This window comes from Citrobacter sp. Cpo030 (assembly GCF_030333005.1).
GTDB lineage: Bacteria > Pseudomonadota > Gammaproteobacteria > Enterobacterales > Enterobacteriaceae > Citrobacter > Citrobacter portucalensis.
In genome coordinates this window covers 146,486-172,758 of the sequence record NZ_JAOWGT010000049.1, presented here as the reverse complement: position 1 = coordinate 172,758, position 26,273 = coordinate 146,486, and the positions used below count along the sequence as shown (strand labels likewise).

Sequence of the window (26,273 nt, the reverse complement as noted above, 5' to 3'; positions counted from 1 at the left end):
CCCCAGTTGTCCTTGCCGACATCATTGGGGGTGAAAAATGATTTGTTAATTTTAAATTTGTGACTCACTCATTGGGTTTTTTTATCAATTTAATGTTAATTAAAGGTATTCAACAGGTTAAAGGAATGCGAAATGGGAATGAGCATCAAACAGTTACGCGCGTTTTTAGCGGTAGCTCACACTCTGAATTTTGCTCATGCCAGCGAAAGACTGAATATGTCGCAACCCGCGTTAAGCCTGGCGATTAAAGGACTGGAAGATTCTCTGGGCGGGGCGTTACTGTTAAGAACTACCCGCAAAGTGACCCTGACACAGGAGGGAGAAACACTGCTGAATATGGGGCGACAGCTGCTGGCGGACTGGGAGAATACGGAAGAAGCCATGCGCCAGCGCTTTACGCTGCAGCGCGGTAAAATCTCGATCGCCGCCATGCCCTCATTTGCCACTAACGTCCTGCCATCGGTACTGAAAACATTTCGTGATTCTTATTCCGGTATCAACGTTACGGTTCATGATGTGATCAATGAACACGTGATTGAAATGGTCAGTGAAGGGCGTGTCGAGCTGGGCATAGCCTTCGAGCCGGACTATTCGGGACATCTGCATTTCACGCCGCTCGGCGTGGATCGTTTTATCGCGATTGTGCCGCCAACCTGTCGACTGGCAGACAGGGATCGTATTGCGTGGCGCGAACTGCTGACGCTGGATTTTATCACCCTGCAACGCCCGTCCGCCGTGCGGCTGATGCTGGAAGAACAACTGGTGCAAAGCGGACATACTCTGGAAGTAGCGCTGGAGAGCCATCAGCTGGTGACCGTTGGCCGCCTGGTGGCTAACGGTCTGGGCGGTAGCGCCGTACCTGCACTATGCCGCACGCAAATGACAGAGTTAGGCGCAACCTGTATCGATCTGGATACGCCGGTGATCCAGCGTCGGATCGGGGTTTTGCGTTCGGCGCATCATAAATTATCTACCGCTTCCGAGGTGCTGGTGGATTCACTGAAAAAGGCGTATCGCACCTGACTTTTCTCAACGGCTCTGGTCATGTAACCGCCCGCCAGCAGCGAACGTCACAGCCGGTATCACTCTTCAGCAATGCCTGTTTTTTCTCACAACCGTGGGTTGCCAATGGACATCTGTCACGGAAAAAGCAGCCCTGGGGCAACGTTCGGTTTCCCGGTAGCTCAGTCTTACGTAACACCAAATCTTCCGCCAGCGGTGCGCCCGTTTTAGGGACCGAGTCCAGCAATAATCGTGTGTACGGATGGGCGGGGTGAGTGAGAACCTGTTGGGCATCGCCCAGCTCAACAATTTGCCCGAGGTACATCACCGCCACACGGTCGCTCATATGGCGGACCACCGACACGTTGTGCGATATCAATACGTAGGTCAGATTTCTGCGTGCCTGTAGCGACACCAGCAGGTTGAGAATTTGCGCCTGTACGGAGATATCCAGCGCTGAAGTGGGCTCATCGAGGACGATAACATCAGGTTCTGACGATAACGCCCGGGCAATAGCAATTCGCTGGCGCTGCCCGCCGGAAAACGCGTGCGGTAAGCGGTCGAGATATTCAGGACGAATGCCCACCTGTCGTGCCAAATCCTCGGCAAGCATGCGTCGTTCACGCTCCGGGCTCCGTTTTTGGATCCACACCGGCTCGGTAATTATCCGCCACACTGGTAATCGAGGATCCAGCGATGAAAGAGGGTCCTGAAAGACCATTTGCATCCCGTTATGCTGTTTTTCACCACGGCGAGAATAGCTTCCCTGACTGGGTTTCAACATGCCCATCAGCAGTTGCGCCAGCGTACTTTTTCCACAGCCGGATTCGCCAACAATCCCCAGCGTTTCACCCTGGCGAATCTGTAAATCCAGACCGTTGAGCGCATGCACTCGTTCCGTAATCTTGCCAAGCCAGTTTTTACGCGCAGGAAAGTTGACATGAACATCCTGCAGCGCCAGTAAAAAATCAGACATGTGTTGTCTCCAGTTGCGGATACCAGCAGGCAGATTGTTGATCCGCGCCTCCCTGATTACTTAACGCAGGCGTTTCTTCACAACGAGGACCGGCGGCAAAGCAGCGCTCGCGAAACGCGCATCCGGCAGGTAAGCAGGTTAGGTTCGGCACGGTACCGGGAATGGCGGGCAGCAATGCGCGCGGTTCGCCGTGTTCCGGTGCACATTTCAGCAAGCCAATGGAATAGGGGTGCGTCGGACGTTGAATAACGGTTTGCGTCGGGCCACTCTCAATCACGCTCCCGGCATACATGACATACAACCGGTCGCATAACTGTGAAACCACCGCCATATCATGGCTGATAAATAACACCGCTGTTCCGCTGGCGCGCGCTTTTAACTTCAGCAAACGCAGCACCTGCAGTTGCACCGTGACGTCCAGAGCAGTGGTCGGTTCATCGGCAATGATAAGCTCCGGCTCGCACGAAAAGGCCAGCGCAATCATCACGCGTTGGCGCATACCGCCGGAAAGCTCAAACGGAAATCGTTTCATGACCTCCGGCGCGTCCGGGATTTGCATCTCTTCGAGTAGAGCAACGGCTTTCTGGCGGGCATCCGTTCGGCTTAACGCCTGATGATGGCGGATCACCTCCACCATTTGCTGGCCGATACGGCGGGTCGGATTCAGTGCCGTCATGGGCTCCTGAAAGATCATCGCAACGCGTGCGCCGCGCCATTGGCGCATTTGTTTCTCACTGGCGTTGAGCACATCTTCACCCAGCAGCGAAACGCGTCCCTGGTGAATACGATAGCTTCCCTCCGGTAGCAGACGCATGGTGAGCATGGCGGTCACGGACTTACCGGAACCAGATTCACCCACCACACCAACAATTTCTCCGCGGTTGATGTGCAGTGATACATGGTTCAGCGCATGCACGTCAGCTTTATAGCCGGGGAAACTCAGATGCAAATCTTCGATTTCCAGTACGGGTTGTGTCATGACTGTTTTCCTCCGGCTTTCGGATCAAGCAGATCGCGAATACCATCGCCAAAGAGATTAAAGCCCACGGCGGTAATCAGAATGGCGGCGCCGGGAAAAGCACAATACCACCACTGATCAAGCACGTAATTGCGGCCAATTGCGACCATCGCACCCCATTCAGCGCTGGGCTGCTGCGCGCCCAGACCGATAAACCCGAGCGTGGCGGCCATCAGGATCGCACTGCCGATATCCAGTGATGCCTGCACAATGAGCGGCGGCAGAGAATTGCGTAAAATGTGCCAGCTAATCAGATGCCAGCGTGAAGCGCCGTAGGTCCGGGCAGCCTGTACATAAGTAAACTGGCGCACCACTAACGTCTGACCGCGGGCGAGGCGGACATAGAAAGGGATACGGACGATGGCAATCGCCAGCATGGCGTTAAACAGGCTGGGGCCCAGCGCGGCGGCTAACGCCATTGTCAGCACCAGCGAGGGAATGGACAGCATAATGTCCATCATCCGCATAATTATCGCGTCGGCACGCCCGCCCATGACACCCGACAAGCAGCCCAACAGCGATCCTATTCCCCCGGCGATACCCACCACCACCAGACCCGCAACGACAGATTGCTGACTTCCTACCAGAACGCGGCTGAACAGATCGCGGCCAACCTCATCGGTACCAAACCAGTGAGCGGCTGACGGGGGCAGCAGGCGCGCACTCAAATTGATGGCATTCGGATCGTGTGGCGTTATCCACGGCGACAGCACCATCAGCAACAGTATCAATACGATGATGACCCCACCAACCAGCGTCAGTGGGCTACTTTTCATCATCCAGAACAGTTTGGCCCAGTCCGTGCGGCGGCGTGCTGTCTGAGGGGCGGTCGGTGTTTCTTGTGTGAGCATCATTCAGCACCTCCACGTCCAATTCGAGGGTCTACCCACAGATAGAGTAAATCCACCACCAGGTTGACCAGCACATAGGCGAACGAGACCACCACCGCAAATCCCATTACCGCCGGGAAGTCGAGCGCCTGAATTGAGGTCACCACCCAGGCGCCCATGCCTGGCCAGGCAAAGACCGTTTCGGTCAATACCGCACCGTAGAGCAGGTCGCCCAGCGCCAGGCCGAGGACGGTGATTGATGGAATGAGTGCGTTAGGCAATGCATAGCACAGCACGATGTACCAGCCCGGCAACCCGCTGGCGCGGGCGGTACGAATGTAATCTTCACTCAGTTGCTCCAGCATGGCGGAACGAATCTGACGGGCAACGATCCCCAGATGTACAAAAGCCAGCGTCAGCGACGGCAAAATCAGGTGCTGAAGCGCATTGAAAAAGACTTCGCCGTTGCCTTCCAGCAGTGCATCAATCAGGTAAAAGCCAGTGACGTGAGCAGGTGGATCCAGCCAGTCGTCTAAACGTCCACCGCCGGGTAAAATTTGCAGATGGCCGTAAAACAGCACGATAACCCCCAGCCCCAGCCAAAATGCAGGCGTGGAGATACCGGTAATTGCCATTAGCCGAACCAGGTGATCAAGCCAGCGGTTACGCCAGACCGCAGATAAAATACCCAGCGGGATACCTATCACCAGTGCCAGCAACAAAGAGCAGAAAGCCAATTCAAGGGTCGCGGGAAAGAAGATGCGCAGCTCATCCAGTACCGGACGCCCGGTGCGAATAGAGGTGCCTAAATCGCCGTGAAAAATGTCGCTGACATAGCGAAAAAACTGGATATATAGCGGCTGATTCAGCCCCAGCTGTTGGCGAATATTTTCGACAATTTCATCGCTGGCGCGGTCGCCTGCCAGCAGACGCGCGGGGTCGCCAGGTATCAGGTGTGAAATAATAAAGGTGATTACGCAAACACCGATAACCACCAGAATAAGTCCCCAGCATCGCTGGCGTAAAATACTCCAGAACGTCATTAGCTTCCCCTTGCGGAGCCAGAGCGGCTCCGCATAAACGTGGCTTATTTACTCATGGTGGAGATATTGAAGACCTGTTCCAGCATGGGGTTGAATACAAATCCTTTGACGTCTTTGTTCATCGCCAACTGATAGTTTTTCTGGAATAAATAGACGTAGGCCGCTTCATCAATCACGATGGTTTGCGCCTGCTGGTAGTCATTGGTTCTGGCAACCTGATCGGTCGTGGCCAGCGCGCTACGCAGGAGCTTATCGACCTCACCGTTTTCATAGAACGAACGGTTACCCGGCAAGCCTTTCTTATCTGACTCAAACCAGTAGTTCATAAACATGTACGGGTCGGCGAAGTCCGGACTCCAGTTGCCAATGGCAATGTCGTAATCGCCTTTGCCCACGCGGTCACGCATGGTGGCGTTTGCCAGTTTTTCCAGTTTCACCTTAATGCCCAGTTTGCCAAGGCTTGCCTGGGTGGCGAGTGCGATAGGTTCCCAGTTAGGGTCATTATCAGAGTACAGGAAGCTCAGGCTTTCAGGTTTGCTGGCAACTTTGTCCCACGCGGCTTTCGCTTTGGCTTCATCGAAGCTGTACTGCATGGCCTTATCGTCAAAACCCCACATACCTTCAGGGATCGGGCCACGCATTTGCTTTCCATTGCCGCTCAGGATCCCGTTGACCATGCCTTTATAATCGGTGGCCCACGAGATAGCACGGCGTAAATCCACCTGATTGAGCGGGGCCTTACTGTTGTTGAGATACAAATAGGTCACGCGCAATGAGGGATAATCCGCCACGTTCACTTTGCCTTCCTGTTTTAAAGCGGCAAGCTGGTCAACAGGCAGCGCATCGGCAATGTCGATATCGCCACGCGACAGTTGCAGGCGACGGGAGGCACTTTCACCAATGATTTTGACTGAGACACGCTTAAATGTCGGTTTAGCCCCGGGATAATGCGGGTTCGGCACCAGCACCAGTTGTTGTCCCTTTTGCCAGCTCTTCAGCATGAATGGCCCGGAACCCGCCGTGTTCTGCGCCAGGAATCCGCGGGCATCGTCTGCGGCATGCTCTTTTAAGATGGCCGGGTTAATGATTGAGGCACCGTCATTTGCCAGCGTATACAGAAACGGGGCAAACGGCTGGCTGAGGGTAAACTTCACCGTGTTGTTATCAATGACGTCGACCTTCAGATCCTTCGGGAAAGCCTCCGCAGGTCCCTGACCAATTTTGAGCAAACGTTCAAAGGATTGCTTTACCGCATCTGCCGTTACCGGCGTTCCGTCGGCGAATTTGGCATCGTTTTTCAGGGTAAACGTCCACTCTTTCTGATCGTCAGAGGCCTTCCAGCCGCTGGCTAAATCACCTTCAACTTCCGTGGAGCCTTTACCTCCGTCGGTTTTGTATTGGACCAACCGCTGGTAAGAGGGATAGGTGACCGTCCAGTCGTTGTTATCGATGGTTACGGCGGGGTCGAGCGTCTGCGGATCGGCGGCTTTACCAATCACTAACATATCTTTGGGAACGGCAGCCTGAGCGGCGGGCAGGGCAAATGCTAACGCAGCGGCTATCAGAGCGGGGCGAAAAAACGCGTTTAACGCAGGTGTAGTCTTCATAACCAGGCTCCAGAATTAAAGGGAATGTTGTGTTGTTATAGGCGTGACAGTGTAACAATCTATTTGATCGTCAAGCAGCGGGTAACGGGCGGCATCAGGTAATTCAAAATGCCACCATTCGCTATTAATACCGACAAAACCGCCACCAAACATAATGGCATTGAGCAGCAGGCGGTTACGCTGCGCGGCCGGAGGAACAGACGGATGCCAGGCATGGGAACGGTCGTGCATTTCATCAAAACCGGCCCCCATATCAAGGAGATGGCCGCGATCGTCCATCAACGTGACGTCAATGGCCGTTCCGCGACTGTGATTGGAACCAATCGCGACATCGACAACATACTGCGGGTCGGGACAGGCATTCCACAGTATCGCCTGCGCCTGCTGGGGGCGATACGCGTCGTACACCACAAGCTGCAGGCCGGCCAGTTGCGCAATGCTGATGCTTTTAGCCAGCGCGGTTACCGCCTCAGTGTGCAACAGACAACGCGCTTCCCGGTAGATTGGTGCGCCGGTAATGTTGTCGGCAGTAGCGTATTTAAGATCGATATGCAGCGACGGAAATATCACCGACAGATCGACCAGTTCTGGGAGTTCTGACATAGCACGTTTCCTGTTTATTGTTCGAATTGACCAAATTGTTGTTGTAACTGGCGATTGGTTTGCAGGCGTCCTGCGAGGGCGTCACCCAGTTGCGCCACCACAGCAGAAAGTAATAAGTTGAACAGACAGCTCACCGGTGCCAGTGAGTCCCAGAAATGCCCGGTGTCGGTTTTTACCTGAAGTAAATCAATGGAATAATCCCTGGCCCATGGGCACCACACATCGGTAATGAGCGCCAGCGGAATACAGCGTTCTGTGGCGACGCGGCAATATTGTCGCGAAATAGCGGAGTAGGCGCGCATATCGGTAATAACCACGTAAGGCTGGCTGAATCCCGAGTTCAGCGACTCTACCCAACTGCCGGAAAGGCCTTCGGAGTAGCTGACTTTAGGTCGCAGGTATTCCAGGTGACTAAAAAAGGCGTTGGCGATCCCGCGGGTGGACTGGATCCCGAGGATGTATACGGCTTCCGCATGCGCCAGCTGCTGCGCAATGCGTAGAAACGTCTCACCCTGGGCAAGTTGATAGACGTGGGTAATAGCGTCGATCTCCAGCAACAGCGACTGATGCGCCCGATCCGGCAGGCTTTGTTGCTGGTGCCAGGAGTCCAGTCGTTCGTTCATTCCCCAGGGCTGATAGGGAACAACGGGAAGCTCACGCAGACTGGCTTTTGCATCCTCCAGGTTACGAAAGCCCAGTTTACGCAGATAACGTCCGACGGTAATGCCGCTGGTGCCGGTTGCTTTGGCGATGCCATCTGCGGTTTCAAATGGGATCTGCACAGCATGGGCTAACAGCCACCCGGCCACGCGCTTTTCGCTGGGCGTCAGCTGGCTAAAGGTTTGCTCTATGCGGGTAAATAACTCTGGTTTGGCTGTCATTACCTTCTCGCTGTTAGTTGCCTGTCAGATACCGTATTTCTGTTAGCGAATTAACAATGCAGGACGCGTGCCATGTGCGTAACAGCGGCACGCCGGCTGTTTTTGTTAAAAACCAACCGATATTCATTAACCAATGATCAACATTTGTGCAGCGTAGTTCAGTTTTGGTGCAACGGTAGAGGAAGAGGGGTATGAATCTGCTGATTTCGTCGGAACGATCACATTGTGGGCAACATTTATCCCTCAGACATAAGAATCAGTAATGGGAAATATAAATTTCAGCCATATCAATAACAGCAATCTTTATTCTTATGACGGTAGGGGTATTATTTTTCGCGAGCTACATTAACGGTGTTAAGCGCAAGTGTAGATATTATTTATATTATAAATGGAGTACTACAATGAATAAATTCTCCCTTTCTACAGCAGGTATTCTGGTCGCAGCGCTGTTAACCAGTGTCAGCGTCAATGCAGCAACAGATAACGCTAAGACTGAAGTGACTCCAAAAGGCATGAACTGCCAGGAGTTTATTGATTTAAACCCACAAACTATGGCTCCGGTGGCCTTCTGGGTGCTCAATGAAGACGAAGACTTCAAAGGTGGTGACTACGTCGACTATAACGAAACCGTTACGACTGCAGTTCCTCTGACCGTTGAACTTTGCAAGAAACATCCGCAGAGTGAATTAAGTAAAATAAAAGACGAAATCAAAAAAGAATTATCTAAATAAGATTTAACTGTTATTAAAACCCAGCCAAAGTGCTGGGTTTTGTTATTTGTGACACTGTCACTAATTTGTTTTGCAATACTTAAGAAAACTTTATAAAGATATAAACGCCTGTGCCGATACTGGATAAAAGTTAGCCTTTTGCAGAAGGAGTTTGTATGGCCTGGTATCCTACTCGTATTTCAACGCGTTTAACCATCGGCGGCATTCTGCTGCTTGCAGTAACGAGCCTTGTTATCGTGGTGATTATGCTCTGGCGCGGTCAGCCGCGCGTCGTTGAAATCAACACCGCTCTGATCGAAGAAACAGGGCAAGGTTTAACCCGTCAGTTGAGTACCGTATTGTCCCGAATTGAAGGTGAGACCGTCAGCCTGTCGCGACTGGCTGAAGTGTTGCCTAACGATGAATCACTGTACCAAAGCGTTGTTCCGCATCTTATTGGTGAAGGTAAAGACTCGATTATTACCGGCGGCGGCATCTGGCCAGAACCAGACGCCTTCACCGCAGGTGTGGAGAAAAGAAGCTTTTTCTGGGCGCGTAATGCTGAAGGAAAGCTGGTGTATTCCAATGATTATAACGTCGAAGGATCGAGTGGATACCACAATGAAAGCTGGTATCAACTGGCCAAAGGCCATTCACAAAACAGCTGTTTATGGTCTGACGTTTACCAGGATGCCAGTTCAGGCGTCAACATGGTGACATGCAGCGTGCCTTATCAACAGGCGGGCAAGTTTGCCGGTGTCGCTACCACCGATATCCGTCTGGATAACGTCGCCACTTTTATGCAGCAGCAGGGAAACAGCACCGGTGGTTACGCGTTTGTGGTAGACAAGCAGGGACAAATTCTCTATTTCCCGCAGGCCGACCTGGCAAAATATAAAACCATTAACGATTTGGCGCAAAGCGCACAGTGGCTTATCCCGGTGCAAAACGGTCTGAAATCCTTGCGCCCGGCGGATGGAGTGAAGACGATTACGCTTGCGAACGACAACGTGTTGAATACGCCATCCCGGGTAATGCTGTTCCCGATGGCGGATACCGGCTGGGTCGTGGGGCTGGTGACACCTGAATCACGCATCGTCGGTCTCGCCAAAGTGATGATGCAGGATGTTCTGGAAGTATTGATCCCTATCATGACGCTGTTGCTGGTGGGATCATGGCTGGTGGTTCGTCGACTGATTTCACGTCTTGATGATACCCGGCAGGCACTTGATGACATCGCGCAGGGCGAAGGCGATCTTACCCGTCGTCTGGATGTTCGTGGCAAAGACGAGATTTCAGCTATCGCCGAGGCGTTTAACCTGTTCGTCGATAAAATCTCGGCCATCCTGATCACCGTCAGAAGCAGTAGCACAGTGGTAGCGAATAACGCCGTTAGCCTGGCTGACAGTAATATGGAGCTTTCATCTCGCGTCACGCAGCAGGCCGCTGCGCTGGAAGAGAGTTCGGCGGCGATGGAACAGTTAAATGCGACCGTTCATCAAAACGCCAGTAATACACAACTGGCGGATGAGCTATCCGATAGCACCGCGCAAACGGCCAACCGCTGCGGCGATGTGATGCAGGGCGTGATCTCAACAATGGATAACGTCAGCGCCTCATCCGGCAGAATGGTGGAAATTGTCGCAGTCATCGACAGCATTGCATTTCAGACCAATATTCTCGCCCTGAATGCCGCGGTTGAAGCCGCCAGAGCGGGGGATGCTGGCAGAGGGTTTGCCGTCGTGGCCTCCGAAGTGCGCACGCTGGCTCAGCGCAGTGCTACCGCCGCCCAGGAAATTAAAACGTTGATTGATGAATCCGTTTCTCATGTAGGTAGCGGAAGTCAGCAAATCCACACTGCCGGCGAACGTCTGGGAGAACTGGTCAGCAATGTGCGTCAGGTGCGCCAGTTGATGGGGGAAATACGCGTTGCGGGTGAAGAACAACGTAAGGGCGTTTCCGAAGTCACGCTGGCCGTTACCGAAATGGACAGCACCGTTCAGCAGAATGCCTCGTTAATTGATGATGCCGCAGCACGGACGCAGGCGCTGAAAGAGGAGGCGGAACAGCTGGCACTGCTGGTCTCATCCTTCAGGTTACCTGAGCCTTCCGTTGCCTGATAACCACACCATATCCGGGTACAGACCTTGTGCCCGGATAACTCCAGTATAATGGCTTTTAAGTAAATTTTTCCGGTTTAACTCCCTTTTATTGTGTTTTATAAGATTTTGAATTCCCCATAATTTAACTCTATAATATTGGGTGTAAAGTAGCTTTTATTCTTATAAGGGCCAATATTATGGATTTAACGCTCAATACAGCTGCTGATATCGTCAAACTACTTTGTGACAGATTGCGTAAAGAACGACTCGCGCGGCAAATGACGCAGGCTGATGTTGCCGCGCGTTCAGGTGTCGGTGTGAATACCGTTTCAAATCTGGAAACAGGTAAGAATGTAGGATTTGAGAATCTGGTCAAAGTCGCAATGGTGTTAGGCTATGGCGATGCGCTTGAGGAGTTATTCAAACCCAGGATTGATAGTCTGGATGATATTTTGCGTTACGAAAAGAGCGCAACGCGCCAGCGGATCAAAAGGAAAAATTCTGATGCCTGAACAAGTTGATGTCTTCTATGAAGGTTGGGGTGAAAAATGGCTGTGGGGAAAACTGGTGTCTTCCACAGCCCTGACCGGACGTCCGTTGATCGCCTTTGAATACAGTGAAGACGCCTTACGTAGGGGCCTGGAGCTGTCCCGTCTGATGTTACCGCTGAACGGTCCTCGTTTGCGCAGGGATTTCCCGGCTCATCAGTTAGGATTACCCGGACCGGTCTATGATTCGCTGCCTGACGGCTGGGGCATGCTGTTGATGGACCGATTATTTAAACGCCGCGGACTCAACGCAGCACGCATAGGTCCATTAGAGCGTTTAACCTGGGTCGGCAACAACGCGATGGGCGCCATGACATTCCAGCCCGTTCAGTCAGATGTCGAGATGCTTTCAAAAGAGGATGTTCCTCTCGAACAACTGGCCGCTGAGGTTCAGGAAGTCCTGAGCGGTGAAGGCGGGGAATTTTTGCACAAACTGCTCCAGATGGGCGGTTCGCCACAAGGAGCAAGGCCTAAGGCGCTACTTTATCGTGACACTGTCACGTCTAACTTCACCACGGTGCCGCTACCCGGGAGCGAAAGCTGGTTGATTAAATTTCCCGCCAGGCATGAGCATGCTGAGGTATGCGCCATCGAAGCGGTTTATGCTGAATGCTTGCGCCAATGTGGGATCACAACGCCTGATACGGCGTATTTCAATCTGCCCGGCGGACAGGCGGCATTTGCCACTCGCCGTTTCGACCGTGACCAGTCGACACGAATTCCTATGCAGAGCCTGGCGGCACTTACCGGGGCAAATTACCAGATACCCGGCGCTTTAGACTACCGGGATTTTCTGCGCGCCACGCAGATTTGTACCAATGATGTCAGAGAAAAGGCAAAAGCGTTCGAACGCGTGGTTTTCAACGTGGCTTTTAACAACCGCGACGATCATCCGAAGAATTTTGCCTATTTAATGTCAGCCGATGGAAACTGGACTCTGGCTCCGGCTTACGACGTCACCTGGTGCGAAGGGCCAGGTGGGTATCACCAAATGGACGTGCTGGGAGAGGCGCTGGATATCGAAAGAAAGCACCTTCAGTCGCTTGGCGTTCAGGAAGCTGAGTTATCTGCTGACCATGTGAACGGCATAATCGAAAAAGTCTGTCACTTTGCCACTGCATTGAGCGCTATCGCCAGGGACAAATACCCCGATCAGATAACGCTATCTACGCTGAAGACGATTCAGAAACAAATTAATGATAATGTCCGCCGGCTAATGTCCCGGTGACGCAGATACGGCCGCAACACTTCCCGGAAAATTAAAGCTGAGCGGGGCAAGGTTTCCCCGCTACATTTCCCCGCTAAACTGACCAGAGGACAACCATTAACGTCCCCAACGATTGCGAATATAGGTCACAGCTTCCTGCGTTTGCGGTTGATTAAGATAATCTTCGCGAAACAGGATCGTGCCGTTGATGTACGGTTCGGATTCGTTTAAATCGAGCTGCTTTTTCAGTTCCGGCACACCGCCTTTTACCGTCCAGTCCGGCTCTTTTCTCGATGGTTCACCGACTTTATACAGAGCTACACCAATGTAGAGGCGAGTGTTGGTTGATTTCACGACATCTGCCCACCATTTTGCCAGTACATCGTAACGCGCTGCGTCACGGGCAAAAGGCCAGTAGAGTTGCGGTGCAATGTAATCCAGCAAACCTAATTGCACCCAACGGCGGGTGTCTGCATACGACTCATCATACGCTGCGGCGCCGCGCGTGTCGGAGCCCGCTGGATCGTGCGAACGGTTGCGCCACACGCCCGCAGGACTAACGCCAAACTCGACTTCAGGCTTGAGTTTCTTGATGGTCCGCGATACCTGGGCAATCAACCTTTGCGTGTTATCGCGCCGCCAGTCAGCTTTGGAAGCGAACCCCTGACCGTATCTTCTGAAGGTCTGGCTGTCGTTGAGCGCAGAGCCGGGAGATTCGGTATAGAAGTAATCATCAAACTGCACACCGTCAACCGGGTAATTCTCAACCACTTCCGCCACGATGCTGGTGATCCAGTCGCGCACGTCGGGAATACCGGGGTCTAACACAAAACGCTCGCCCGCAGTGCGGATCCAGTCCCGATGCAGGACGTATACGCTGGACGGCGTCTGTGACAGCGTGCTGTTTAATTCAGTGACCGTCGAAGGTTTGGTGTTTACGGACACGCGATAGGGGTTAAGCCAGGCATGAACTTTCATTCCGCGCTTATGCGCTTCATCGAGCATAAACTGCAGCGGATCGTAACCCGGATCCTGGCCAATCGTGCCGGTCAGGGTATCTGACCACGGTAGAATTTTTGACTTCCACAATGCGGTCCCATCGGGCTTAACCTGGAAAAAAACGGTGTTAATACCAAGCCGTTTCAGGTTGTCCAGCTTATCCGTCAGCGCTTTTTGCTGCAGGCTGATGCGTAGGGCAGGCGAACTGATGTTCACGGATGAAATCGGCGGCCAGTCAAGACGTGAAACCGTCGCCAGCCAGATCCCGCGCACTGGCTCCTTGCTCTGCTGGGGTTTGCTCACCGGAGGTAGCGGAGTGGTCTTGTAACCGGGTGGTTGTGAAGAACAGCTGCCAAGTAACAACATACTGCCCACAAGTACAGCAAACCATTTCATGTTGGTCAGCGGTAGTCTGGCACGAGAACGGGCGAGAATCTTCGCCAGTTTTTTCTGATAATTTCCTGAAAAGAAACCGGATGCTGCCATCTGATTTTGCTCTTATTTCTTTTTATTGCGGCTGTTAGCCCAGGGATCGAAGGCCGGTTCGGGGGTGTTGTTTGAGGCCAGGTCATGCAGCGAATCAAGGTACAGCGCTTCAACTTCTGTCCGCGCCCACGGCGTACGGCGCAGAAACTTCAGACTGGATTTAACGCTCGGTTCATTTTTAAAGCAGTTGATATTAATGCGTTGCGCCAGTTCAGCCCAACCATAACGTTCAACCAGGGCATTGACCTGCATTTCAAGCGTTACGCCATGTAAAGGGTCTTTAGAAATATGAGCATTCATATGAAGTCCAGTTCAGTGGTTCCAGATTTTGTCAGTAGTGAGACGGGAAGAAGGTTACAAGAAAGCAAAGCTGCCAGCAACGGCAGAAAGCGGTATGGCGCGACAAGCCGTACGCCATACCGGCAATGGATGGCTCAATACTCTTTAAAAGCCAGTTCCAGACGGGCAATCAACGGTTTAGACAGGTAACTCATCAGGGTTCGTTCACCGGTCTTGATCGTCACGCTGGCGGGCATTCCCGCTTTAATTTTGTAATCGCCCAGCAAACGCGCACCCTCTGCTGAAACCTGTACTTCCGCAAGGTAGTAAGGCTGCTGAGTGGCTTCATCAATTAAGCGGTCCGCCGAGATGGTGAGAACCCGGGCCGGGACCGACGGTAACAGCGCGTGGTTAAGGGCAGGGAATAGCACATCAACGGTTAAACCGGGGACCAGTTTATCAATGGCGTGCACCGGTATTTTGGCATCGATTTGCATCGGTTGCCCGGCGGCAACGATATCCATTAAATGTTCTCCAGGCTGGATGACGCCGCCAACGGTACTGACTTTAACATCCAGCACGATGCCGTTAATCGGCGAGCGGATCTCGGTGTTATCCAGCTCGTGACGGGTGGACGCCAGTTCATCCTCCAGCATTGCCACTTCTTTTTGGTTTTCCGTCAGTTCAGACTCAACTTCACGTAAATATTGATGACGCACCTGGTAGGCTTTAATTTTTAATTCGTTTTGCTGCGATTTCAGTTTGGCAATGTTAAGAATATCTTCTGAAACGCTGCCAGATATTTCTGCCGCCTCGCGCTCCAGCACCAGTAATTGCGCTTTGGGATAATAGTTTTTTTCGCTTAGCGCGCGAATAGCCCCTAACTCCCGGTTAATCAGAGAAAACTGGTGGTCGCGATAGCCTTTTATTTTATTGAGATTATCCGTTTGCCCTACCAGACCATCGAGCGTTTCCTGAATCATCGACAGTTCATCCTGAATCGTTTTGCGACGGGTATCGAAAAGTTTAGCCTGCAGATTTCTGACTTCTGCCAGCCGTTTATTGCCAGATAATTGCTGCGTCAGCGTCGTATTAAAGACGATCGCATCCAGGCCATCGCGTTCTGCCAACAGGCGATCTTCGATACTTTTTGCAGAAATATACTGGGCATTTAACGCGCTGAAACGCATTTCAAGCTGCATTTTATCCAACCGGACGAGGACCTGATTTTTCTTCACGAAGTCGCCTTCTTTGATAAAGATATCCGTTACCCGACCGCCGCTCAGATGCTGAATGGTTTTGCGGTTACTCGATACGGTTACCGTACCATCGGCAACCACGCCCGCATCTAACGGCGCTTGCACTGCCCAGAGGATAAAACTACCGACACCAAGCACAATGACGATCACGCCCCGGATAATCGGCGACCAGATATTAGTATCAACGCCAGCAGAGGCCGCGTTCTCAGATTTCTTTTTCATCATCAGGCCTCACGTTGCTGTTCAGTCGTGGATGGAGAAGGCGTAGCCACTGGTTTCAGTACGTTGGCCTGACGCAAATGGGCAAAAACCTGATCGCGGGTACCAAACTCCTGTATAGCGCCATCGTTAAGCAGCAAAACCTTATTGACCACGCCGAGCAGCGTCGGGCGGTGTGAGATAATGACGGTGGTTTGTCCCTGGGAACGCAGGGTATTGATGGCTTTAACGAGTGCAAATTCGCCCGCATCGTCAAGATTGGCATTCGGTTCATCAAGCACGATGAATGCAGGATTGTTATACACGGCGCGTGCCAGCCCGATGCGCTGCCGCTGCCCGCCGGAGAGCTGGTATCCACCTGCGCCCAACAGCGTGTCATAACCTTGTGGCAAGCGCAGGATCATCTCATGAACGCCTGCCAGTAATGCGGCGGCGACGATAAGCTCACTGTCATTCTGCGCGAAGCGGGCAATGTTTTGCGCGATGGTACCGTCAAACAGTTCCACATCCTGCGGCAGATAGCCAATAGACGGGCCCAGCAGCGCTTTATCCCACTGACAAATATCTGCGCCGTCTAATCTGACTTTCCCTGATAGCGGTTTCCAGACGCCAACCAGAACCTTTGCCAGCGAGGTTTTCCCTGAGGCTGAGGGGCCGATAATCCCCAGAACTTCACCTTGCTCCAGCTGGAATGAGATATTACGCAGTAGCGGGGAAGGCTGGCCGGGGGCTGCGGCGAAGACGCTTTCGACGCTGATGTTGCCGTTAGGACGCGGCAGGGTCAGTACCTCTTTCGGAGCCGGATACTCCTTCAGCAAGGTTGAGAGCTGATGCCACGCGCTACGAAACTGCACGAACTGCTTCCAGCTGCCAATGACTTGTTCTACCGGGTTGAGGACGCGGCCAAGAATGATCGAGGCGGCGATCATCAGGCCCGGAGTAATATGGCCGCCGATCACCAGTAAAGCCCCGGCGCCCAGCGCAATAGATTGCAGCAACACCCGCACAAAGCGGCTGAGACTGCTTAACCCGGCCGTTTTGTCGGCAATCTGCGTTTGTAGCGCCAGCACTTTGTTATGTTGCTCCTGCCAGTTGGACTTCAGGGTCGAAAGCATCCCCATCGCTTCAATGGCATCGGCGTTTTGCAGCTGTTTATTCAGTTTGCTGGCATTGTTAATGGTTAAGGCGTGCGCTTGCTGAATCGGGCGCTTGGTAGAGATTTCAGATACCAACGTCAGAATAAATAATAATGTTATTCCGCCGAGAGAAAGATATCCCAGCAGGGGATGGACCAAAAAGGCGATGAACAGATATATTGGCGTCCAGGGAATATCCAGTAAGGCGAACAGGCTATTCCCGGAAAGAAACTGACGAACCTGATCCAATTCGGCTAAAGATTGCGCCGGGTTGTTATCACCGGTAACCATCTTTCTTTTAAAGGCTGCGTTAAAAACCAACTGGCTTAGCTTAATATCAAGCTGGTTGCCAAGCCTGACCATAACCTGCGCGCGGGCAGATTCAATCATGGCAATAACGATGTACAAGCCGACAATCAATAAGGTCAACATTAACAGCGTGGTGGTATTTTTACTGACCAGCACACGGTCGTAAACCTGTAGCATATAAATTGCCGGCGCCAGCATAAGCATATTAATCACACAACTAAAAAACAACAGCATCAGAAAAGTGGGTTTCGTTCCCTTTAATGCATCATTCAGTTCTGTTGGCATATGCTGGCGCGACATAGTCTTCTCCTTATACGATCAATGAACTATTGCCATTGTTACTGGCAAGGGTAGTGGGCATTTCCAGATAAAAGTCACCAATATTCACGGTGTTCGAATTGACGCCCACCAATGTGATGGTATCTGTACCGATAGTCACAATGGTGTTGCCATTGTTTCCGGTGATAGACACGCTGCTGGCAAAATTACCCGCGTTGATACCTAACAAGACGAGATCAAGGAAGTCCTGCCCGCCGTTGGGGTTACTGTCAAAACCGGTAATTCGGTCCTGCCCAAAATTGGCACCAAAGGCGAAGATATCGCTCCCGGCACCACCGTCCAGAATGTCGTTACCTTCCTGACCATTAAGAATATCGTCCCCGCTACCGCCGGAGAGGGTATCCGCTCCCGCACCGCCAATCATGACGTCGTTACCAACTCCGCCTTGCAGGTTATCAGCGCCATCTCCGCCATCGAGGAAGTCATTCCCGATACCACCAAACAACTGGTCGTTACCGCCCATACCGAACAGATAGTCGTTACCGGTCCCTCCCGTAATGGTGTTCGCAATGGCATTACCGGTACCGATAAAACTGCCGCTGCCGGTAAATACCAGTTCTTCCACGTTATCGGTGAGGTCGTAGCTGCTAAGGTTGGTTCGGACAACGTCCGTGCCGCCATTCACACCTTCGATAACTACATCACCGAAATCATCAACGATGTAGGTATCATCGCCCGTACCACCGGTCATACTGTCGGCACCAAGCCCGCCATCAAGCGTGTCATTACCAGCATCACCTTGCAGAATATCTTGCCCCGCCTGACCAGAGAGGTTGTCGTTTCCCGCACCGCCGATGAGCAGATCGTCACCTGCACCGCCGAGTAAGGTGTCATTACCGCCTTCACCGCGTAGGATATCGCTCCAGGCAGTGCCGACGAGGGTGTTAGCCCCGTTGGTACCCACAATCAGATCGCCCACGGGCTGGGTGGTGGTCGACGTCAGGACAACAGGGGGGTTGCCTTCATCGTCGACGACGGTAACGACCACCTGCAACGTTCTGCCAACCATAGCCTGACCCGGCGTATAGGTGGCGGAAGTCGCACCGTTAATGTTGACGAATCCGGTTGGCGAACTCATTCTCCATTGATAAGTGAAATTACCGCCGCTCAGACCATCGGCGTCAGCAATGCCTGAAACCACCGCGGTCAGCGTCAGGCTTTCAGTTGGGGTGAGGTCGTTAATTACCGGCACACCGGTCGTGGCCTGATTTCGCGGTAGGATCGCCTGAGTTTGTGCCGACACCAGGGTTTCAGCGTCACCCATGCGGTCGTTAAAACTGGCTACCACACGCAGCGGAGCACCCTGAATAGTGCCAGGCACTCTGAACTCAACACCGGTTGCCTGGTCTCGCCATTGGCCGTTGACGAATGCCTGCCAGGTCATGGTGATGGCCACATCCGCCGCCAGGCCGTTACCATCCAGCAAGTTCGCCACGTTGACGCGCAGCAGGTCGCCCACCGAAGGGTTAGGATTGCTGATGGTCAGATCGCCCGTCGCTTGCTGCGCCGTCACCCACAGCTGCTTCCCATCGCCAAACTCCAGTTTTTCGATGTTCAACAGACGATCGATGCCATCATTCAGGTTCAGCGCGGCATCCGGCGTGGCGTGATCGACGCGCAGGCTACCGTCCGCCATACGGGTAAAGACATAGTTGCTGCTGACATCACGGTACACCGCGACGTCAGTTTCCGTGCCGTTACCTTCATGCAGGATTTCTCGCACAATCGACAGCTGATTCGGTTTCAGCGTGCCGGCCAGCATGTACGATTTCAGTTCGGCCATACCTTCGGCGCTGGTGAGTCCCGCCATACCTGTAACGGCAATACGCACGTTGAGCCATGCATCACCATCAATGATATCGTTACCGGCTTTACCCATAATGCGGTCGCTACCGCCACCGCCGAGTAAAATATCGCTACCATCATCAGGGTTCAGTAGTACCGCGTTCGGATTTGTAGAACGCTCTACGCCGAGAATAGCCTGTAAACCGGTGATACGGTCCGCACCTTCCTGGGTCAGGTTGTTAGAGAGGGGAACGCCCTGAACAGGCGCAGTACCTATCGGCTGTTCTGTCCCGGTCAGGATATCGTCGTATTTCCAGCCCGACAGCCCTTCAACAAGATCAAAACGGTCGCGTAGAATAAACTCCTGCTGGTTGACGAAAATAGGGATCCCAAGGTCAGAGTTAGCGCCATTTGGGTCGCCTTTATGGATAGCCCAGTCGAAACCGGCCATGCCATTATTGCGCTGGATCCCCGCGCCCTGAATCATGATGTCGTCACCGGCTTCGCCATCGTAGTCGGTGTCGTTACCCTGACCGTTGAGGACATCGTGACCGATAATGGTACTGTTGAAGAACAACTCAGAGTTGTCACCCGCCAGCGTGTCAAACCCGTCGCCGCCTTCCAGCCAGTCATCGCCTTCGTTGCCCATCAGGAAATCACCACCCGAGCCGCCAAGCGCAAAGTCGTTATCCTGACCCGAGAAGACCTCCTGCGCATCTTCGCCGACCACCACGAAGTCGCTACCGCTGCCACCAAAGACCAGATCGTTTCCGTTACCGGAGAAGATAACGTCATGTCCGGCATCACCGTGCAGGAAGTCCGCATCACCAACAGGCGTACCGGTATCGGTAATAATGTCATCACCGTCACCACCATGGACCACGTCTGCTTCGTCGCCGCCGTCCAGTCGGTCATCTCCGCCATCACCCCACAGACTGTCGATCCCTTTACCGCCGATTAACGTATCATTGCCTGCCGTCCCTCCAAGCACCACATGCCCATCGCCGGTATATTTCAGATACCCGCCATCGGCAAAACTATCGCCGTCAACATCCACTCCTGGGTCGCGACGCACCAACAACGGCGAGAGCAGATCCTTCAGCGGATTACCCCATTTCGGGTCGATTTCCGTTTGCAGCACGCGGTTCACTTCAAAAATATGGTCCGGTGTCTGGAACAGATTAGCGGGCAGGTGGGAGGATCCCTCATCACCAAGATCGCTGTTACGCATTACCAGCGCGGAAAACGAGTTGGCCTCCAGTTCATTGAGTAAGTTCAGTCCCTGAACGCGGCTCAGATAGTAGAAACGATCGCCGTCCTGAAGCATTTCCATTTGTGTTTCAAAGACGAAGTTGAAGGTTGAGCCGAGCATGCCGCCAAATTCATTTTTGCGCTCTGCCAGCCCGCCAATCCAGAAATCGACCATATTCAGGCCGGTCTCTTTGGTTGCCCACGCTCCGGTACTGTTAAAGAAATCCATCGCATCCGCAGGCGGGGCATTGTTAGCATCACCAAACAACAGGAAGTTTACCGCTGCACGCTTACCTTCAAGGCTGGTGGCATTGAGGATCAGCTCATGCTGACCATAGGCGGCCATAAAGTTAATGATTGAAGCGGGATTTTTCAGGTAGGTAGTAAAGTCAGCCCAACTGGTATAAGGCTTCAGTTGACTATCACCGCTTAATGCAAAAAACTGCTCGCGGGCCTGGTTCAGCGTCGGCATTGCGGTGTCACGGCCACGGGCTATATTAAGCGCGCCTAAATCGAGGGGCAGGCCGATGAGATTATTACGCAGCGCATCGGTAATAAATTCATCAATTTCGTTACCCACCTGACGCGTCATACCACGCACAATTGCGCCAATAGCCTGATCGTCCGTGACGGTGGCCCCGTTGATTTGATTAAATGCTACCGGATTCAGGAATGCTGAAATCAGGTCAATATCACCGCTTTGCATATCAATGTCGGTGCGCGCCACGGTTTCTGTCAGCATTGAATGCCCGAAACGGTAAACCACATGCGCAAACTCGGCAAAGATCATCGGGTTTATATCCGCCGTGTTGGAGAAAACAAACGGATCGACGGCGGGTTGTACGGTACGGGCAAACTCCTCGAATACGAGGTGCTGATATTGCATTTCCGTGGAGAAGCGGCCTGCCTGGAATAAGTACTCACCGTTCCATACCAGCGTACTGGTATCGGCAGGTAATTCCGTGATTTGATGATTGGGCATCAACCACTGATTAATGAGGTCGATATCACCGGTTTCCAGCAGTGTTGTTTTATATTGCTCAACCAGACGGTTATGCTCGCTGTGAAAAACGGCGTGCACCGCGGTTAAACCTATATTTTCGTTCCCACGCCCGTCACCGGTAATAAAGTGACGATCGAGCAGTTCGTTATCATAGGTTCCTGCCGGTTGCGCTCCTTCGCCCCCAATCGCAGTGTCATCATCTGCCAGCAGACCCACTTTGGGCGCGGCAGTATGCGCAATATCATCAAGAAACGCATGGCCGGTGCGGAATGTTCCCTCAGGCAACAGACCGCCGTTTGCTTCAACCAGTCCCCCGGTGGTAACAATCTGTACCTTTCCATTTTCACTTAAAATCAAATTACCGTAGCGATCCGTTGCCAGCAGGGGAACATTAAACACATCCTGATCGGTGAGTTTAATGCCTAGCAGAGTTTCAGCCTGGTTTTTAACGTTGGCCCAGGTCGCCAGTCCACCGTTCGCACCGCCTAATAAATTCCCGGTAGGCTCAGGTTTCCCATCAATAATGACGTATTCGCGGATGAAAATCTGATGTGAAGGATGGGAGGTGTAGGTTTGGTTTTGGTCGATGAAGGGGGTCGTCAGGTTTACTGTCTCTCGGTTTTCATCCACCGTTGCCCGGGTTAATAGCATAAAGTTTGTCGACGACCCTTCCACATATAAAGGGTCATCCGGCTGTAGCGGAATGAAAACGATACCGTTGCCGCCTTTGGGAATCAAATCCAGACCGTGGTCAAAAAACTGGCCAAAGAAGGTCATCCAGCCGTTAAAAGCAGGGGAGAGACCGATATCGGGAGACTGATTAGGAATGGATAACGTTTCTCCGTCTCCTGTAATAGTCCCCCCGCCGGGAGCATCTTTTAACGCGTTAAATACCTCCAGTGCGGCTGGGTTAGATGCCGTTTGATCGGAAATTAAGTTACTAATAATACGTGGGTCGGCATCAATAACGGTGCCACCAATTTGGATATAACTGGTCATTTGGTCCGCATCTTGCCAGTTTAACGCGGTTAATCTCGGCATTGTCTGGTCGGCAGAGCCATATAACTCCTGGCCTGGTAGAAGATTATTCCATGAACCATCTACCGTGCGAAGTCCATAAGGCAATAGCGGACTGGAAACTAATTCTCTAAGCAATTCAGCATTAACGCTACCATCCGGGTTAGTTGCCGCTTCGGATATTTTGATCTGCTTAAGAATAAAAGCAAGATCGTGCAGAGTGACAGTAAAGTCATATTGTGAGGCCATAAGTCATTACCCCTATCTTTACCTGTATTAGCTATCATCACTCTTTTCTTCCACTTACAAAAACTGACAGAAGAATGAGTCGTATAAGATACCTGATTGTTATTACATGATTAAAACTCCATATTTAAAAAAATGAAGTATCTACGACTTGATTAGCATTATTCTCCTGAAATTTAGTTAGCACAGTAAGATATGCACCTCACTTATATATTAGGTTTGAGCGGTTGATGGTCTTCGTGCCCCATTGAAATTAAAGGTATATTCGAGACACGCAGTTTTGAGAAGACAAGGTCTCCTCAAGGCTGTAAAGGTTTTACTTTTTAAAACGCATATTACAGTTATGTGATGATCATAACTATGGTTTTTCCGTTGGCGACTTCACTCATACTTTATTATGAAAAGATTAAATTTTCATTTCTTTACATTAGAATTTATGTCAAATCTCTTCTTAAGAAGAATTCTCATTAAGTCGACTTTTAAGATGTCATTGTGTTGAATTATAAAATTTAATATTGGATGAAATTTAACACGACATCATTCCTGATGCCTGATTATGCTATTAGCATAAATCAATATAGTGTGATAGCTGACCCTACGTTTAGTAAAGAACGCCCCCTCCAAACAGGTAATGCAATGAAAAAAAATATAATTTTTCTCTCCGGGATGATTTTTTCGTCAGTCGGTCACGCCAGTGCGCTCTACTTCTATGAAGTCGGAACGGAGGATACCGCACTGGCTGGTGCAGGGCAGGCCGCTCGTGCTCAGGATGCCTCTACGCTGTTAACGAACCCTGCGGGGATGACCCGTTTACCTGACCATATGGTCAGCGGAGGATTACAGGCGATGGGCGGAGATATTCCCTATACGCTGAACAATACGACAGATGGAAGGCAAAGCCCCGGTAATGTAATGACGCTTTTCCCCAATGCCAGCATGTTTTATACGCAACGGCTGAGTGATACCGTTTCTGCCGGTTTGGGTTTGTACGGCAACTATGGGTTAGGTATCGACTTCGGCAACTGGGCAGGGGATCGGTTAATTAAACAAAGTACCATGGTTGCGATGACGCTGAGTCCCGCCGTTGCATGGAAACTAAGTGATAAGGTGTCGGTTGGCGCAGCTGCAGGGCTAAACTATGGTTTTCTTTCGCTAAGCAGAGATGTCGATGGCCACGATGAGAAACAAAGCGATCATGATTGGGCGATGAATTACCACCTTGGCTTATTAATGGATTTAACCGACAAAACGCGGGCGGGAGTAACCTGGACCAGCAAGACTGATTATCATTTCAATATTGACGGGACGGCACGTTTCCCCAATATACCTAATATTGGATATGATCTGCCGATCTCCACACAGGTCCGTGCTCCGCAGCAGGTGATGTTTAGTCTGGTTCACGATATCAACAGTCAATGGTCAGTGATGGGCGATCTTGGCTGGCAGGACTGGAGCCAGTTTGGCAGCCCGCAGATTACAATAAATGGTCAGCAAAGCGATCGTGATAATCGTCTGAAAGATACATGGCATACAGCGCTGGGCGTGCAATATCATCCCGATGAGCAGTGGCGCATTAATGCCGGTATTGCCTATGACAGTTCACCGTACAAATCGCAAAGTGATGTAGCGCTTTCGATGCCAACCGGCGATGAATGGCGACTTGCCACCGGTGCACAGTACCAGATTACGCCAGCCAGCAATATTGGCGTTGCCGTTGAGTATTTGCACATTCAGTCGTCTAATGTCAAATCTGATATCTTTGCAGGCCAGTATAAGAATCCGTGGCTATGGTTTGCCAGTGTCAACTACAGCTATCAATTCTAGCGCCGTTATTCCCGATTAACTATCTCACGCATTGTTAATAGTCACCATGGCGGATTATCTATCCGACAGTGTCTGGTAACCGTCTGCTGGTGGTCTTATCACACACGCTCGTTTAAATAAAAATAAATTTCTACTTTTATTATTGAGCAATTTATGGTTTTAATATGAATCTGTACTACCTTCATGGAATATAGGTAAAAGCATATTGTTTTCAATCTAAATAATACAGGTTTGATTATGCAAATTTCACCTCCGGTACGCCCAGAACAAAGCATACAACGCTTAATGCAAGCACTTGAACCGATTGCAGAAAAGATGAAGGTTGTGCCGCGGCGGCGTATCATGTGGAAATACAAGAATAAGCCTCAACTCTACCTTTTTTTGCAAGGGGAGCTGTCTATTTTACGTTCTTCTGATGGTCTGTTAATCGTGACCGTCTATGAACCCCATCTGTTCGGTATTGCCGAAATGATCCAACCGGTACACGGCCATTTATTGCGCGCTGAAGCTGAGTCAACATTATTACGCGTCGATGCCGATAAAGCACGAGAACTCTTTCATCAACAAGGCTTGTGGGAAGATGCGGCGGCAGTGCTTTCATATCATACGGGCTATCTCTTTTATCGTGATGATTTAGTCGTACAGCAGCGTACTTATTCAGTGATACGTAACCACCTCGAAGAGATGATTTTGTTGCCGGAAGAGACGCGCACGCGAGTCTCTATTTTAGATTATATTCAGGATCGGACCCACTTATCGCGCAGCAGTGTTTTAAATGTTGTGTCTGCGTTAAAAAAAGGAGGGTATATTGATTTTGAACGCGGAGGGTATCTTACTTCCATCAATAAATTGCCTGAGCGATTTTAAATAAACCCACAAACAAGTTACAAATCGATTATCTAAATTTAATATTCTATTGTAGTGGCATGCTATATATCAATCGTAAGAAATCCTCCTCATCATTTTATGAGGAGGATTTCTTGTTATTCAATAAGAGAGTTCACGGACTGATTAATGCTTAACAGTCCTGTTTGATTATGCTCCTTATAATAAAAATTGTTCATTTGCTGCATTTGTTCGAGCTTGGTTAAAGAAGCATAAACCTGGTATGCCTGGCTATGAACGTCAAACATCTCTCTTGGCTTAACCTCATGAAGATATTCATTTTTTAATGAACTCGTGACGTTTTCAATTTGCTGTTTATTATCCTGATATAAGGACAGGGATGCCGAGTCACTAGTTGGTTTTGACTCGGGTTGAGCCTGGACAACAGGGATCATCATCTTATTGATTTTAACAACTCTCTCTGGGGGAGAAGTATTACAGCCAGCAAGTATCCCAGCGATGAGAAGTAGATAGAGTGTACGCATATTTAGTGTTCTGAAGAAAATGAATGCCAGTCATTATCTTTTTAAACAGTCATGTGTCTACTGGTGTTTTGTTTAAATAAAAACAAAAGAAAATTTAAAATTAAATGTCATTTCATCACCTGGTTTAATAATGTCATGTTAGCCTATGAGCATTGAATCATGGCAACCTGATAAATACGGCATTGCGAGAAATTATCAACAATCAAAGAAGCAGTGTTTCTTTC

20 protein-coding genes are annotated in these 26,273 nt (G+C 51.1%); 7 read left to right on the top strand and 13 right to left on the bottom strand.

The window, feature by feature from the left end; translation table 11 throughout:
- The first annotated feature begins 132 nt into the window (after positions 1–132).
- A complete protein-coding gene (locus tag OGY37_RS07655) occupies positions 133–1,023 on the top strand; it encodes a LysR family transcriptional regulator (protein WP_286620492.1) in 891 nt (296 codons plus the stop codon).
- Positions 1,024–1,042: 19 nt separating this feature from the next.
- On the opposite strand, the gene OGY37_RS07650 is transcribed toward OGY37_RS07655, so the two are convergent.
- The 7 genes from OGY37_RS07650 to OGY37_RS07620 are packed head-to-tail and all read right to left on the bottom strand — an operon-like array spanning position 1,043 to position 7,960.
- The gene (locus OGY37_RS07650) at positions 1,043–1,978 is read right to left on the bottom strand and encodes an ABC transporter ATP-binding protein (RefSeq protein ID WP_079937898.1); all 936 of its coding nucleotides are present in this window, start codon (positions 1,976–1,978) and stop codon (positions 1,043–1,045) included.
- Positions 1,971–2,957, bottom strand: a complete 987-nt coding sequence (locus OGY37_RS07645) for an ABC transporter ATP-binding protein (RefSeq protein WP_079937897.1) — start codon at positions 2,955–2,957, stop codon at positions 1,971–1,973. Before OGY37_RS07645 ends, OGY37_RS07650 begins: the two co-directional genes overlap by 8 nt.
- On the bottom strand, positions 2,954–3,850 hold the full coding sequence (ddpC, locus tag OGY37_RS07640; RefSeq protein ID WP_286620489.1) for a D,D-dipeptide ABC transporter permease: 897 nt from the start codon (positions 3,848–3,850) through the stop codon (positions 2,954–2,956). The genes OGY37_RS07645 and ddpC overlap by 4 nt, the downstream gene beginning before the upstream one ends.
- Positions 3,847–4,869, bottom strand: coding sequence for an ABC transporter permease (locus tag OGY37_RS07635; RefSeq protein ID WP_123267195.1), 1,023 nt, complete (start codon positions 4,867–4,869; stop codon positions 3,847–3,849). Before OGY37_RS07635 ends, ddpC begins: the two co-directional genes overlap by 4 nt.
- A gap of 44 nt (positions 4,870–4,913) precedes the next feature.
- Positions 4,914–6,476: an ABC transporter substrate-binding protein gene (locus OGY37_RS07630; RefSeq protein ID WP_286620487.1), complete on the bottom strand. Its 1,563-nt coding sequence runs from the start codon at positions 6,474–6,476 to the stop codon at positions 4,914–4,916.
- Positions 6,477–6,491: 15 nt separating this feature from the next.
- Positions 6,492–7,079 carry a D-alanyl-D-alanine dipeptidase gene (ddpX, locus tag OGY37_RS07625; protein WP_286620484.1) on the bottom strand — a complete coding sequence of 196 codons (588 nt, stop codon included), beginning with the start codon at positions 7,077–7,079 and terminating at the stop codon, positions 6,492–6,494.
- Between the two features lie 14 nt (positions 7,080–7,093).
- The gene (locus tag OGY37_RS07620; RefSeq protein WP_003020002.1) at positions 7,094–7,960 is read right to left on the bottom strand and encodes a MurR/RpiR family transcriptional regulator; all 867 of its coding nucleotides are present in this window, start codon (positions 7,958–7,960) and stop codon (positions 7,094–7,096) included.
- Between the two features lie 401 nt (positions 7,961–8,361).
- Here OGY37_RS07620 and hdeB point away from each other — a divergent pair, with 401 nt between their 5' ends.
- The 4 genes from hdeB to OGY37_RS07600 all read left to right on the top strand — a co-directional run bounded on the left by hdeB (position 8,362) and on the right by OGY37_RS07600 (position 12,548).
- Entirely contained in the window at positions 8,362–8,691 is a 330-nt protein-coding gene (gene hdeB, locus OGY37_RS07615) for an acid-activated periplasmic chaperone HdeB (protein ID WP_003019999.1), read from the top strand.
- Between the two features lie 155 nt (positions 8,692–8,846).
- Positions 8,847–10,790 (top strand): methyl-accepting chemotaxis protein, encoded by a 1,944-nt coding sequence (locus tag OGY37_RS07610; protein WP_148361974.1) that lies wholly within the window; start codon positions 8,847–8,849, stop codon positions 10,788–10,790.
- A 179-nt stretch (positions 10,791–10,969) separates the two neighbouring features.
- A complete protein-coding gene (locus OGY37_RS07605) occupies positions 10,970–11,284 on the top strand; it encodes a helix-turn-helix domain-containing protein (RefSeq protein ID WP_126318102.1) in 315 nt (104 codons plus the stop codon).
- A complete protein-coding gene (locus OGY37_RS07600) occupies positions 11,277–12,548 on the top strand; it encodes a type II toxin-antitoxin system HipA family toxin (RefSeq protein ID WP_149384259.1) in 1,272 nt (423 codons plus the stop codon). The genes OGY37_RS07605 and OGY37_RS07600 overlap by 8 nt, the downstream gene beginning before the upstream one ends.
- A 96-nt stretch (positions 12,549–12,644) precedes the next feature.
- Here OGY37_RS07600 and OGY37_RS07595 read toward each other — a convergent pair whose 3' ends face one another.
- From OGY37_RS07595 to OGY37_RS07575, 5 genes are all read right to left on the bottom strand, one after another.
- Positions 12,645–14,012, bottom strand: coding sequence for a glycoside hydrolase family 10-like protein (locus tag OGY37_RS07595; protein WP_286615620.1), 1,368 nt, complete (start codon positions 14,010–14,012; stop codon positions 12,645–12,647).
- Positions 14,013–14,024: 12 nt separating this feature from the next.
- A complete protein-coding gene (locus tag OGY37_RS07590) occupies positions 14,025–14,312 on the bottom strand; it encodes a VF530 family protein (protein WP_149384261.1) in 288 nt (95 codons plus the stop codon).
- Between the two features lie 134 nt (positions 14,313–14,446).
- Positions 14,447–15,775 carry an HlyD family type I secretion periplasmic adaptor subunit gene (locus OGY37_RS07585; RefSeq protein ID WP_353622286.1) on the bottom strand — a complete coding sequence of 443 codons (1,329 nt, stop codon included), beginning with the start codon at positions 15,773–15,775 and terminating at the stop codon, positions 14,447–14,449.
- On the bottom strand, positions 15,775–17,514 hold the full coding sequence (locus OGY37_RS07580; RefSeq protein WP_286620478.1) for a type I secretion system permease/ATPase: 1,740 nt from the start codon (positions 17,512–17,514) through the stop codon (positions 15,775–15,777). Before OGY37_RS07580 ends, OGY37_RS07585 begins: the two co-directional genes overlap by 1 nt.
- A gap of 10 nt (positions 17,515–17,524) precedes the next feature.
- Positions 17,525–22,858, bottom strand: a complete 5,334-nt coding sequence (locus tag OGY37_RS07575; RefSeq protein ID WP_286620475.1) for a peroxidase family protein — start codon at positions 22,856–22,858, stop codon at positions 17,525–17,527.
- Positions 22,859–23,491: 633 nt separating this feature from the next.
- On the opposite strand from OGY37_RS07575, the gene OGY37_RS07570 reads away from it, so the two are divergent.
- Both OGY37_RS07570 and OGY37_RS07565 read left to right on the top strand, forming a co-directional pair.
- Entirely contained in the window at positions 23,492–24,679 is a 1,188-nt protein-coding gene (locus tag OGY37_RS07570; protein WP_149280934.1) for an OmpP1/FadL family transporter, read from the top strand.
- Positions 24,680–24,916: 237 nt separating this feature from the next.
- A complete protein-coding gene (locus tag OGY37_RS07565; RefSeq protein WP_003832974.1) occupies positions 24,917–25,546 on the top strand; it encodes a winged helix-turn-helix transcriptional regulator in 630 nt (209 codons plus the stop codon).
- A 116-nt stretch (positions 25,547–25,662) separates the two neighbouring features.
- Here the strand turns inward: OGY37_RS07565 and OGY37_RS07560 are convergent, their stop codons facing one another.
- A complete protein-coding gene (locus OGY37_RS07560) occupies positions 25,663–26,049 on the bottom strand; it encodes a KPN_03583 family lipoprotein (protein WP_286620472.1) in 387 nt (128 codons plus the stop codon).
- Positions 26,050–26,273: the final 224 nt, after the last annotated feature.